Source organism: Massilia genomosp. 1, from assembly GCF_011682185.1.
Taxonomy (GTDB): domain Bacteria; phylum Pseudomonadota; class Gammaproteobacteria; order Burkholderiales; family Burkholderiaceae_D; genus Telluria_A; species Telluria_A rubra.
In genome coordinates this window covers 1-13,408 of the sequence record NZ_WHJF01000143.1, presented here as the reverse complement: position 1 = coordinate 13,408, position 13,408 = coordinate 1, and the positions used below count along the sequence as shown (strand labels likewise).

Below are 13,408 nucleotides of genomic sequence, written 5' to 3'. Positions count from 1 at the left end.
AGTTCTACTTCCGTACCACGGACGTGACTGGTTCGATCGAGTTGCCAGCGGACAAAGAAATGGTTATGCCAGGCGATAACGTGTCGATCACCGTCAAGCTGATCAACCCGATCGCGATGGAAGAAGGTCTGCGTTTCGCGATCCGCGAAGGTGGCCGTACCGTTGGTGCAGGTGTTGTTGCAAAGATTCTCAGCGAAGTCGCTGGTAAGTAATGAGTAAGGGCGGGCCCGGACATGCGTCCGGCGCCCCGCCGAAATCATTGATTGCCATCAGCGGCCGCACGATGGTATAATTTCTGATTCCACTGAAGTTTTACGTAGGGACGTAGCTCAATTGGCAGAGCGTCGGTCTCCAAAACCGAAGGTTGGGGGTTCGATGCCCTCCGTCCCTGCCACCGTTCTGGTGCAGGGCACCGAAAGTAAAAACGTATGTCTAATCAATCCGTGCAAACCGTCAGCACGTCAAACGACAAGTTGAAAGTCGCGCTGGCAGTGGTTGCCGCGATTGCAGGGGTCGTCGGGTTTTTCTACCTGAAAGGCCAAAGTAAACCAGCTTGGATGTGCGCCGTCGCACTCGCGGCTGGTTTAGTTTTTGCCGTCCTGCTTTTGTGGACTTCGTCCAGTGGCCGTGAATTCCTCAGCTTCGCCAAGGAATCGGTTCGCGAGACCAAAAAAGTCGTCTGGCCCGCTCCCAAAGAAGCAATGCAGATCACCGGTATCGTGTTCGCGTTTGTGACCGTCATGGCGCTGTTCCTGTGGGGCACGGATAAGACGATTGAATTTCTGTTGTACGACGTGATCCTGGGTTGGAAATAACATGAGCGAAAATGTGCAAGATGATGCGAGCGCCGCTCCAGTGCCAGGTGAAGAAGTGCCTGTGCAAGAAGTTGCCGCAGCGCTGAGCGTCCCAGTCAGTAACAAGCGCTGGTACGTTGTGCATGCTTATTCCGGCATGGAAAAAAGTGTCATGCGTGCATTGACCGAGCGCGTCGAGCGCGCCGGCATGCAAGAACAGTTCGGCCGCATCCTGGTGCCGGTCGAAGAAGTTGTCGAAGTCAAGAATGGCCAGAAGTCGGTCACCGAACGTCGTTTCTTCCCGGGCTATGTGCTGGTTGAAATGGAAATGACGGACGAGACCTGGCACTTGGTCAAGAACACCAGCAAGGTCACCGGCTTTATTGGCGGTAAGTCGAACAAGCCGACGCCGATTCCCGCGCGCGAAATCGACAAGATCATGCAGCAGATGCAAGAAGGCATCGAGAAGCCACGTCCAAAAGTGCTGTACGAAGTGGGCGAGCAAGTGCGTATCAAGGATGGTCCGTTCACCGACTTCAACGGCAACGTCGAAGAAGTCAATTACGAGAAATCCAAAGTGCGCGTCTCGGTCACCATTTTCGGTCGTGCAACGCCGGTCGAACTCGAGTTCGGCCAGGTCGAGAAAGTTTAATACCCGTTGTCCTGAAAGCCGTCATCCCCGCGCAGGCGGGGATCCAAGTTTGGCGCCGTCGTCTACGCAGCTAACTTGGGCCCCCGCCTTCGCGGGGGCGACGGTGGTAAGGGCGACGGTAGCGCCTAATCGGGGCGTCGCGGTAGTCGAGCGGAATTCGATAAGAGGAGCCCTGCCATGATTGTACCGGCGGGGCGCTACTACTCAATCCAAGATAGGAGCCATCATGGCAAAGAAAATCATTGGTTTTATCAAGCTGCAAGTGCCAGCTGGTAAAGCAAACCCATCCCCACCGATTGGCCCAGCACTGGGTCAGCGCGGCCTGAACATCATGGAATTCTGCAAGGCGTTCAACGCCCAGACCCAGGGTCAAGAGCCAGGTATGCCAATTCCGGTCGTGATCACCGCGTTCGCCGACAAGTCCTTCACCTTCGTGATGAAGACGCCTCCAGCGACCTACCTGATCAAGAAATTCGCCGGCATCACCAAAGGTTCGCCAACGCCACATACCACCAAGGTAGGCAAGCTGACCCGCGCTCAAGCTGAAGAAATCGCTAAAATCAAACAGCCGGATCTGACCGCTGCCGACATGGATGCCGCAGTGCGCATCATCGCCGGTTCCGCTCGTTCGATTGGCATCACGGTGGAGGGTCTGTAATGGCTAAGCTGTCCAAACGCGTTAAAGCAATCAAAGCCAAAGTCGACCGTAACAAGTCCTACGGTTTCGACAATGCAGTCGCTCTGGTGAAAGAATTCGCCACCGCCAAGTTCAACGAATCGATCGACGTATCGGTTCAGCTGGGCGTGGATCCCAAGAAGTCGGATCAAGTCGTGCGCGGCTCCGTCGTTCTGCCAGCAGGCACCGGCAAAACCGTTCGCGTTGCAGTATTTGCAACCGGCGACAAAGCCGAGCAAGCAAAAGCTGCCGGCGCCGACATCGTTGGTATGGAAGACCTGGCTGAGATGGTTAAAGCCGGCAACATGCCTTTCGATATCGTCATCGCTTCGCCAGATACCATGCGTATCGTTGGTACCCTGGGCCAGATCCTGGGACCACGCGGCCTGATGCCTAACCCGAAAGTCGGCACTGTTACTCCTGACGTCGCTACCGCCGTGAAAAACGCGAAAGCCGGCCAGGTTCAGTACCGTACCGACAAGGCAGGTATCATCCACGCAACGATCGGCCGTAAATCGTTCGCTGACGCTGACCTGAAAGCCAACCTGGTTGCGCTGATCGATGCGCTGAACAAGGCCAAGCCAACGTCGTCGAAAGGTGTTTACCTGCGTAAGGTTGCACTGTCGTCGACCATGGGCGCCGGCGTTCGCGTCGACCAGGCTTCGCTCGCGGCCTAAGCCGTCAGTCAGTACTGAATTAAGTCCACGGTGCAAACCGTGGCGATTCTTTGGGATGTCCGGGCGCAAGTCCGGGCAGACAATCAAAGACCGTTGGGCTGATGGCAGCAGGCAGGCCGGAGGTTAATAGACCACCCAACGCAGATGGTGTACCCGAGCAAGTTTTGTTAGTCCCGCTGCGTGAATTCATCCGCTCAGTTGTACTTCTAAACGTCGGACGCCGTTGTTCGAACCGATGCAAGGCATTCGCCGCGTATCATTTTAGGAGGTTGACCGTGGGTCTCAATCTGAATGACAAAAAGGCCGTCGTCGCCGAAGTTTCCGCAAAAGTAGCAACTGCGCAAACGATCGTCGTGGCCGAATATCGTGGCATCCAGGTTGGTCACTTGACGCAACTTCGTGCCAAAGCGCGTACCCAGGGTGTGTACCTGCGTGTTCTGAAGAACACGCTGGCTCGCAAATCCGTTGAAGGTACGCAGTTTGCTAACCTGGCCGACTCGATGGTCGGTCCGCTGATCTACTCGATCTCGGATGATGCCGTTGCAGCAGCTAAAGTCATCGCTGACTTTGCTAAAACCAACGACAAACTGGTTATTACCGCAGGTAACTACGCAGGCAAACAGCTGGATAAAGCAGCTGTTGTCGCGTTGGCAAGCATTCCTAGCCGTGAAGTCCTCATCTCCCAGATCCTGGGTTTGATGCTGACGCCGGTGTCGAGCTTTGCACGTGGTCTGGCTGCCCTGGCAGCGAAAAAAGGCGAAGGCGCCGCTCCTGCCGCAGAAGAAACTGCAGCAGCAGAAGAAGCCCCAGCAGCAGCGTAATCGTTCGCGATGACCCTTGCACTTTTTTAGTCAATACCAATCTATACAATGTATTAGAGGACATTGCCGCACAGCGGCCCTGTCCTCCACAAAATAAATGGAGTTTCAAATGGCAATCAGCAAAGACGACATCCTGGCAGCAGTTGGCGAAATGTCCGTAATGGACCTGAACGACCTGGTCAAGGCATTCGAAGAAAAATTCGGCGTATCGGCAGCTGCAGTCGCAGTTGGCGGCGGCGCTGGTGCAGGTCCTGCAGCTGTTGTTGAAGAGCAGACCGAATTCAACCTGGTTCTGGCCGATTTCGGCGCGAACAAAGTTGGCGTCATTAAAGCAGTTCGCGAAATCACCGGCCTGGGCTTGAAAGAAGCTAAAGACCTGGTTGATGGCGCACCAAAAACCGTTAAAGAAGCGATCTCGAAAGCTGACGCTGAAGCCGGCAAGAAAAAGCTGGAAGATGCTGGCGCGAAAGCCGAAATCAAGTAATAGCAACAAAGCCTTATTTGGCGTTCAGTTCTGCGCCGGAGTCAAAGCTTGCGGTCCTCTCCCGAAAGGGGGAGGATGCGGCTTTGGCTCTTTTGTCGTCCCTGTCGTATAAGTAACGCTTAAGCAGCACCCAGTCGTATTCGTATTATCTTCTTATCACCTGGCATAAAGTTCGAGACTTGAGGCCTTTCTAGTGCGCGCCCGGCCCTGGAAATTCCTGAATTCTCATCCTTTCTGTCACTCACGGAGTGTCCATGCACTACTCATTTACTGAGAAGAAACGCATTCGCAAGTCATTCGCGAAGCGCGCCAACGTTCACAACGTTCCCTTCCTTCTGGCTACACAGCTCGAATCCTACGAGAATTTCTTGCAAGCGGATACCATCCCGTCGACCCGCAAGAACGACGGCCTGCAGTCGGCTTTCACCTCGATTTTCCCTATCGTGTCGCACAATGGTTTTGCGCGTCTCGAATTCCTGTCGTATGTCCTGGGTGACCCGGCTTTCGACGTCAAGGAATGCCAACAGCGTGGCCTGACGTTCGCGTCGCCGCTGCGCGCCAAGGTGCGCCTGGTGATTCTGGATAAAGAATCGCCAACCAAGCCTGTGGTCAAGGAAATGAAAGAGCAAGAAGTTTACATGGGCGAATTGCCGCTCATGACGACTACCGGCTCGTTCGTCATCAACGGTACCGAGCGTGTCATCGTCTCGCAGCTGCACCGTTCGCCTGGCGTGTTCTTCGAACACGACCGCGGCAAGACCCACTCGTCGGGCAAGCTGCTGTTCTCGGCACGGATCATTCCGTACCGCGGCTCGTGGCTGGACTTCGAGTTCGATCCGAAGGACATCCTGTTCTTCCGCGTCGACCGTCGCCGCAAGATGCCTGTGACGATCCTGCTGAAGGCCATCGGGATGTCGCACGAACAGATCCTGGCGAACTTCTTCGTATTCGACAATTTCAACCTGCGCTCCGAAGGCGCCGAGATGGAATTCGTCGCCGAACGCCTGCGTGGCGAAGTCGCGCGTTTCGACATCGTGGACAAGAGCGGCAAGACCCTGGTGCTGAAAGACAAGCGTATCAACGCCAAGCACGTGCGCGATATCGAAGCGGCCGGCATCAAGCACATTTCGGTGCCAGAAGACTACCTTTTGGGTCGTGTACTGGCCAAGAACATCGTCGATGCCGATACCGGCGAAGTCATCGCTTCGGCCAACGACGAGTTGACCGAAGACGTGCTCGGCCGTCTGCGCGACGCGTCGGTCAGCGAAATCCAGACCCTGTACACGAACGACCTCGACCAGGGTGGCTACATCTCGCAAACCCTGCGCATCGACGACACCGCCGACCAGATGGCCGCCAAGGTCGCCATCTACCGCATGATGCGTCCAGGCGAGCCGCCAACCGAAGACTCGGTCGAAGCCCTGTTCAACGGCCTGTTCTACAGCCCTGAGCGCTACGACCTGTCGGCCGTCGGCCGCATGAAGTTCAACCGCCGCATCGGCCGTGATGAACTGACCGGCGCCATGACCTTGTCGAACGACGATGTGCTGGCCGTGATCAAGATCCTGGTGGAACTGCGCAATGGCCGCGGCGAAGTCGACGATATCGATCACCTGGGTAACCGTCGCGTACGTTGCGTGGGCGAGCTGGCGGAGAATCAATTCCGCGCCGGCCTGGTGCGCGTTGAGCGCGCCGTCAAGGAACGTCTCGGCCAGGCCGAAGCAGACAACCTGATGCCGCACGACCTGATCAACTCGAAGCCGATTTCGGCCGCGATTCGCGAGTTCTTCGGTTCGTCCCAGCTGTCGCAGTTTATGGACCAGACCAACCCGCTGTCGGAAATCACCCACAAGCGCCGCGTTTCCGCGCTCGGACCTGGTGGTCTGACCCGCGAACGCGCCGGCTTCGAAGTGCGCGACGTACACCCGACCCACTACGGCCGCGTGTGCCCGATCGAAACCCCAGAGGGCCCGAACATTGGTCTGATCAACTCGCTGGCCCTGTTTGCCCGCCTGAACGAATACGGCTTCCTCGAGACGCCGTACCGCAAGGTCGAAAACAGCATGGTCACCGACAAGATCGACTATCTGTCGGCGATCGAAGAAGGCCGCTACATCATCGCCCAGGCGAACGCGACCATCTCGTCCGAAGGCACCTTGTCCGATGAACTGGTGTCCGCACGTGAAGCCGGCGAAACGATCCTGGTCTCGCCAGAGCGCATCCAGTACATGGACGTCGCCCCAGGCCAGATCGTGTCGGTCGCAGCGTCCCTGATTCCGTTCCTCGAACACGATGATGCGAACCGCGCATTGATGGGCGCCAACATGCAGCGCCAGGCCGTTCCTTGCCTGCGCCCTGAAAAAGCGTTTGTCGGTACCGGTATCGAACGCACCGTGGCAGTCGACTCCGGCACCACCGTGCAAGCGCTGCGTGGCGGCGTGGTCGATTACATCGATGCAGGCCGTGTAGTGATTCGCGTCAACGACGACGAAGCACTCGCGGGCGAAGTCGGCGTGGACATCTACAACCTGATCAAGTACACCCGTTCCAACCAGAACACCAACATCAACCAGCGTCCGATCGTGCAGGTCGGTGACCGCGTCGCCAAGCGCGACGTGATCGCCGATGGCGCCTCGACCGACCTGGGCGAACTGGCCCTGGGCCAGAACATGCTGGTGGCATTTATGCCATGGAACGGTCTGAATTTCGAAGATTCGATCCTGATCTCGGAAAACGTCGTCAAGGACGACCGCTACACCTCGATTCACATCGAAGAGTTGTCGGTGGTTGCACGCGATACCAAGCTCGGCGCCGAAGAAATCACGCGCGACATCTCGAACCTGGCTGAGAACCAGCTGGCTCGTCTGGATGAGTCCGGCATCGTCTACATCGGTGCTGAAGTGCAAGCAGGTGACACCCTGGTCGGTAAAGTGACGCCAAAAGGCGAAACCCAGCTGACCCCGGAAGAAAAGCTGCTGCGCGCGATTTTCGGCGAGAAGGCATCGGACGTCAAAGACACCTCGCTGCGCGTGCCTTCGGGCATGGTTGGCACCGTGATCGACGTGCAAGTGTTTACCCGTGAAGGCATCGTCCGCGACAAGCGCGCCCAGCAGATCATCGATGATGAACTCAAGCGTTTCCGCCTCGACCTGAACGACCAGATGCGTATTGTCGAGGGCGATGCCTTCCAGCGTCTGGAAAAAATGCTGATTGGTAAAGTTGTCAATGGCGGCCCTAAAAAGCTGGCCAAGGGCGTGAAGATTACCAAAGAGTACCTCGACGACCTCGACAAGTACCACTGGTTCGATATCCGTCCAGCCGACGACGATGCCGCCACCGCCCTCGAAGCGATCAAGGAATCGATCGCCGAGAAGCGTCACCAGTTCGACCTGGCCTTCGAAGAGAAGCGCAAGAAGTTGACCCAAGGCGATGAGCTGCAACCTGGCGTGCAGAAGATGGTCAAAGTCTACCTGGCCGTCAAGCGCCGCCTGCAGTCGGGCGACAAGATGGCCGGCCGTCACGGTAACAAGGGTGTGGTTTCCCGTATCGTGCCAGTCGAAGACATGCCGTACATGGCGGACGGTACCCCGGCCGACATCGTGCTGAACCCGCTGGGCGTGCCGTCACGGATGAACGTCGGTCAGATTCTCGAGACCCACTTGGGTTGGGCAGCCAAGGGACTGGGCCTGCGCATCGGCGAAATGCTGAAAGCGCAAGCCAAGGTCGTGGAAATGCGCAAGTTCCTGAACCTGATCTACAACGAAACCGGCAAGACGGAAGACCTGGACAACTTCAGCGACGACGAGATCATGACCTTGGCGCAAAACCTGAAGAACGGCGTGCCTTTCGCAACGCCCGTGTTCGACGGTGCGCACGAGTCGGAAATCCATCGCATGCTGGACCTGGCGTATCCTGACCATATCGCGACCAAACTCGGCATGACACCGTCGAAGAACCAGGTCACGATGTATGACGGCCGCACCGGCGAATCGTTCGAGCGCAAGGTAACCGTTGGCTACATGCACGTACTGAAGCTGCACCACTTGGTCGACGACAAGATGCACGCGCGTTCGACCGGTCCTTACTCGCTGGTCACGCAGCAGCCACTGGGCGGTAAAGCCCAGTTCGGTGGCCAGCGTTTCGGTGAGATGGAAGTCTGGGCACTGGAAGCGTACGGCGCATCGTATGTGCTGCAAGAAATGCTGACCGTCAAGTCGGATGACGTGAACGGCCGTACCAAAGTGTACGAAAACCTGGTCAAAGGCGACCATGTGATCGACGCGGGTATGCCGGAATCGTTCAACGTGCTGGTGAAAGAGATTCGTTCGCTGGGTATCGATATCGACCTCGAGCGTAACTGATAGCGCCACCTCGTCGTCCCCGCGAAGGCGGGGACCCATAGCACCTCGGATCTGCCGTGCTATGGACCCCCGCCTTCGCGGGGGCGACGGCGCAACGCATTGGTGGATGTAATATAGAAGTTCCATCACCTGGAGTGATACATGAAAGCACTGCTCGATCTATTCAAGCAAGTTCAGCAAAACGAAACGTTCGACGCGATCAAGATTGGTCTGGCGTCGCCTGAAAAAATCCGTTCGTGGTCCTACGGCGAAGTCAAAAAGCCGGAAACCATCAACTATCGTACCTTCAAGCCAGAACGCGACGGTCTGTTCTGCGCCAAGATCTTTGGTCCTATCAAGGACTATGAGTGCCTGTGCGGCAAGTACAAGCGCCTGAAACACCGCGGTGTGATCTGCGAAAAGTGCGGCGTCGAAGTCACCCTGGCCAAGGTGCGCCGTGAGCGCATGGGCCACATCGAGCTCGCTTCGCCAACCGCGCACATCTGGTTCCTCAAATCGCTGCCGTCGCGTCTGGGCATGGTCCTCGACATGACCCTGCGCGACATCGAACGCGTGCTGTACTTCGAAGCATACGTCGTGACCGATCCCGGCATGACCCCGCTCAAGAAGTGCCAGATCATGTCGGAAGACGACTACGCCGCCAAGTACGAAGAGTACGGCGACGACTTCACCGCCTTCATGGGCGCCGAAGGTATCCGTGAACTGCTGCGCTCGATCGACATCCACCGCGATGCCGAAGCCCTGCGCGTTGAGCTCAAGGAATCGAAGTCCGAAGCGAAGATCAAGAAATACGCCAAGCGCCTCAAGGTGCTCGAGGCATTCCAGCGTTCGGGCATCAAGCCGGACTGGATGATCATGGAAGTGCTGCCAGTGCTGCCACCGGAACTGCGTCCGCTGGTGCCGCTGGACGGCGGCCGCTTTGCGACCTCCGACCTGAACGACCTGTATCGCCGCGTCATCAACCGTAATAACCGCCTGAAGCGCCTGATGGAATTGCGCGCTCCGGAAATCATTACGCGTAACGAAAAGCGCATGCTGCAAGAAGCGGTCGATTCGCTGCTCGATAACGGCCGTCGCGGTAAAGCGATGACCGGCGCCAACAAGCGTCCGCTGAAATCGCTGGCCGAAATGATCAAGGGTAAAGGCGGCCGTTTCCGTCAGAACTTGCTGGGCAAGCGCGTCGACTATTCGGGCCGTTCGGTCATCGTGGTCGGTCCTCAGCTCAAACTGCACCAGTGCGGCTTGCCGAAACTGATGGCCCTGGAACTGTTCAAGCCATTCATTTTCAACAAACTCGAACTGATGGGTCTGGCAACGACGATCAAGGCCGCCAAAAAGCTGGTCGAGATCCAGGAACCGGTCGTGTGGGACATCCTGGAAGACGTGATCCGCGAACACCCGGTCATGCTCAACCGTGCGCCGACGCTTCACCGCCTGGGTATCCAGGCTTTCGAGCCGGTCCTGATTGAAGGCAAGGCCATCCAGCTGCACCCACTCGTCTGCGCCGCGTTCAACGCCGACTTCGACGGTGACCAGATGGCGGTCCACGTTCCCCTGTCGATCGAAGCGCAGATGGAAGCGCGTACCTTGATGCTGGCGTCGAACAACATCCTGTTCCCGTCGAACGGCGAACCGTCGATCGTGCCGTCCCAGGATATCGTGCTCGGTCTGTACTACGCGACCCGCGAAGCGATCAACGCCAAGAACGAAGGCATGCTGTTTACCGACGTTTCGGAAGTGATCCGCGCCTACGACAACAAGGAAGTCGAACTGACGACCCGCATCACCGTGCGTATCGTCGAGAACCCGAAAGATGTCGAGACCGACGAATTCGTGCGCACCGTCACGCGCTATGAAACCACGGTCGGCCGCGCCATCCTGTCCGAAATCCTGCCGAAGGGCTTGCCGTTCTCCGTACTGAACCGCGCCCTGAAGAAGAAAGAGATTTCGAAGCTGATCAACACGTCGTTCCGCAAGTGCGGCCTGCGTGCCACCGTCGTGTTCGCCGACAAGCTGATGCAGTCCGGTTTCCGTCTCGCGACGCGCGCCGGTATCTCGATCTGCGTCGACGACATGCTGGTACCACCACAAAAAGTGACCCTGATCTCCGCCGCGGAGCAGGAAGTCAAGCAGATCGAGCAGCAGTACGCCTCCGGTCTGGTGACCGCTGGCGAGCGTTACAACAAGGTCGTCGACATCTGGGGCAAGACCTCGGACGAAGTCGGCAAGGCGATGATGGACCAGTTGAAAGTAGAAGACGTCATCAAGCGCGACGGCACCAAGTCGACGCAGGAATCGTTCAACGCGATTTACATGATGGCCGACTCGGGCGCGCGCGGTTCGGCAGCCCAGATTCGCCAGTTGGCTGGTATGCGAGGCCTGATGGCCAAGCCGGATGGTTCGATTATCGAAACGCCGATTACCGCGAACTTCCGCGAAGGTCTGAACGTGTTGCAGTACTTCATTTCGACCCACGGCGCTCGTAAAGGTCTGGCCGATACGGCACTGAAAACGGCGAACTCGGGTTACCTGACGCGCCGCCTGGTCGACGTGACCCAGGATCTGGTTGTGATCGAGGACGATTGCGGCACCACCAACGGCGCGCTGATGAAGGCGATGGTCGAAGGCGGTGAAGTGATCGAGCCGTTGCGCGACCGTATCCTCGGCCGTGTCAACGTGCATGACATCGTCAATCCTGAAACCCAGGAAACGCTGTACGAAGCCGGTTCCCTGCTCGACGAAGACATGGTCGAAGAAATCGAACGCCTGTCGATCGACGAAGTCAAGGTGCGCACGCCGCTCACTTGCGAAACGCGCTTCGGCCTGTGCGCCAAGTGCTACGGACGCGACCTGGGCCGCGGCATGATGGTCAACGCCGGCGAAGCGGTTGGTGTTGTCGCAGCGCAGTCGATTGGTGAGCCGGGTACCCAGCTGACCATGCGTACCTTCCACATTGGTGGTGCGGCATCGCGTGCGGCAGTGGCCTCGTCGGTGGAAGCGAAGTCGAACGGTACCATCCGTTTCACCGCGACCATGCGTTACGTTACCAATGGCAAGGGCGCCCAGATCGTCATTTCCCGTTCCGGCGAAGTGCTGATCACGGACGACCACGGCCGTGAGCGCGAGCGTCATAAAGTGCCGTACGGCGCGACCCTGATCGTCAAGGATGGCATGGTCATCAAGGCCGGTACGGCCCTGGCAACCTGGGATCCGCTGACCCGTCCGATCATCACCGAGTACGCCGGTACGGTCCGCTTCGAGAACGTCGAAGAAGGCGTCACCGTGGCCCGTCAGGTCGATGAAGTGACCGGCCTGGCAACCTTGGTGGCGATCGATGCCAAGCGTCGCGGTTCGCTGACCAAGACCTTGCGTCCTCAGGTCAAGCTGCTCAACGACGTCAACGAAGAAGTCAAGATTGCCGGCACCGAACACTCGGTGGCGATCGGCTTCCAGGTCGGCGCGCTGATCATGGTCAAAGACGGTCAATCGGTATCGGTCGGCGAAGTGCTGGCACGTATTCCGACGGAATCGCAGAAAACGCGCGACATTACCGGTGGTCTGCCACGGGTTGCCGAGCTGTTCGAAGCGCGTTCGCCGAAAGACGCCGGCATGCTGGCCGAAGTCACGGGTACGGTTGCGTTTGGTAAAGAAACCAAAGGCAAGCAGCGTCTGGAAATCACGGACATGGACGGCAACAAGCACGAGTTCCTGATCACCAAGGACAAGCAAGTGCTGGTACACGACGGCCAGGTAGTGAACAAGGGCGAGATGATCGTGGACGGCCCGGCCGATCCGCAAGACATCCTGCGTTTGCTGGGTATCGAAGCGCTGGCGCGTTACATCGTTGACGAAGTGCAGGACGTGTACCGTCTGCAAGGCGTGAAGATTAACGACAAGCACATCGAAGTGATCGTGCGCCAGATGCTGCGCCGCGTGCAGATCGTGGAAGCGGGCGATGCGAACTACATCGTCGGCGAACAGGTCGAGCGTTCCGAGCTGCTGGACGAAAACGATCGCGTGATTGCCGCTGGCAAGATCCCTGCGACGTACGAAAACGTCCTGCTGGGTATTACCAAGGCATCGCTGTCGACCGATTCGTTCATCTCGGCGGCATCGTTCCAGGAAACCACCCGCGTGCTGACGGAAGCGGCGATCATGGGCAAGCGCGACGGTCTGCGCGGCCTGAAAGAGAACGTCATCGTCGGCCGCCTGATTCCTGGCGGTACCGGCCTGGCCTTCCACCGTGCCAAGAAGGAAAAAGAGGCGTGGGAAGTGGAAGAGCGCAAGGCGCTGCTGGACGCTGAAAAAGCCAACATGGCGACCGAGCTGCAAGCCATGGAAGACAGCACTGCTGCACAGCACAGCGACGAAGCGTAATCCAGCTTAGACGCACACGAAAACGGCACCGAGGAGAAATCCCGGTGCCGTTTTTTTGTCAATGACCAGAACGCTGTGCGCTAAGCTAATGAACTTGAATGATGAAAGCACTACCATGTTCGGATCACTCCTGGACAACAAGGGTACGCTCGACAAATACACCGGCGACGGTGGAATTGATGCGTGCGCTGTGATGCAGTTGTCGGACGAGGCGATCTGGCTGGCGACGGCGGCGGACATGCGCCGTTTGCATCGTGGCCAGTTCGTCTGGCTGGAGGCGGACGAGGCATGCTGGCAGATGAGCGCCGAACAATGGCAGTGGCCGGTGTGGACTGGCAGCCGCCTGTGTGCATCAGCTCCAGCGCAGTGGCGCGTGTGAGGACGCAAGCTGTCGCGCTGGTAAACGTGGGACATGCCTGTAAGCGACATGGCATCAACCCGCTAGTGTAGTGTTGCATTCTCAGTGCTTCGTATTGAAATATCGCGGATGAGGCGCTATTCTTGTGCATCAACCAGGAGAAAGCTAATGCGAATTGCGACGGAGATTGTGCTTACCCAGGACGAGC

At 57.8% G+C, this 13,408-nt stretch carries 9 protein-coding genes, 1 tRNA gene and 1 pseudogene; all 11 read left to right on the top strand.

Features of this window, described 5'->3' with window-relative positions; all coding sequences use genetic code 11:
* Window positions 1-212 (top strand): annotated as a pseudogene (locus tag F1735_RS30480) (elongation factor Tu); the annotation flags it as partial.
* A gap of 106 nt (window positions 213-318) precedes the next feature.
* Window positions 319-394, top strand: a tRNA-Trp gene (locus tag F1735_RS30475).
* Between the two features lie 34 nt (window positions 395-428).
* A complete protein-coding gene (gene secE / locus F1735_RS30470) occupies window positions 429-815 on the top strand; it encodes a preprotein translocase subunit SecE (protein ID WP_167076335.1) in 387 nt (128 codons plus the stop codon).
* 1 nt (window position 816) lies between these two features.
* On the top strand, window positions 817-1,446 hold the full coding sequence (gene nusG / locus F1735_RS30465; protein WP_167240419.1) for a transcription termination/antitermination protein NusG: 630 nt from the start codon (window positions 817-819) through the stop codon (window positions 1,444-1,446).
* Window positions 1,447-1,672: 226 nt separating this feature from the next.
* Window positions 1,673-2,104, top strand: a complete 432-nt coding sequence (gene rplK, locus F1735_RS30460; protein ID WP_054265745.1) for a 50S ribosomal protein L11 — start codon at window positions 1,673-1,675, stop codon at window positions 2,102-2,104.
* Window positions 2,104-2,799: a 50S ribosomal protein L1 gene (gene rplA / locus F1735_RS30455; protein WP_166880641.1), complete on the top strand. Its 696-nt coding sequence runs from the start codon at window positions 2,104-2,106 to the stop codon at window positions 2,797-2,799. Before rplK ends, rplA begins: the two co-directional genes overlap by 1 nt.
* A 275-nt stretch (window positions 2,800-3,074) precedes the next feature.
* The gene (gene rplJ, locus F1735_RS30450; protein WP_166898802.1) at window positions 3,075-3,620 is read left to right on the top strand and encodes a 50S ribosomal protein L10; all 546 of its coding nucleotides are present in this window, start codon (window positions 3,075-3,077) and stop codon (window positions 3,618-3,620) included.
* Between the two features lie 109 nt (window positions 3,621-3,729).
* A complete protein-coding gene (gene rplL / locus F1735_RS30445; protein WP_166880644.1) occupies window positions 3,730-4,104 on the top strand; it encodes a 50S ribosomal protein L7/L12 in 375 nt (124 codons plus the stop codon).
* A gap of 254 nt (window positions 4,105-4,358) precedes the next feature.
* Entirely contained in the window at window positions 4,359-8,465 is a 4,107-nt protein-coding gene (gene rpoB, locus F1735_RS30440; protein ID WP_167240418.1) for a DNA-directed RNA polymerase subunit beta, read from the top strand.
* A 141-nt stretch (window positions 8,466-8,606) separates the two neighbouring features.
* Window positions 8,607-12,842: a DNA-directed RNA polymerase subunit beta' gene (rpoC, locus tag F1735_RS30435; protein WP_167240417.1), complete on the top strand. Its 4,236-nt coding sequence runs from the start codon at window positions 8,607-8,609 to the stop codon at window positions 12,840-12,842.
* Between the two features lie 115 nt (window positions 12,843-12,957).
* A complete protein-coding gene (locus F1735_RS30430) occupies window positions 12,958-13,221 on the top strand; it encodes a transposase (RefSeq protein ID WP_166898794.1) in 264 nt (87 codons plus the stop codon).
* Window positions 13,222-13,408 lie beyond the last annotated feature (187 nt).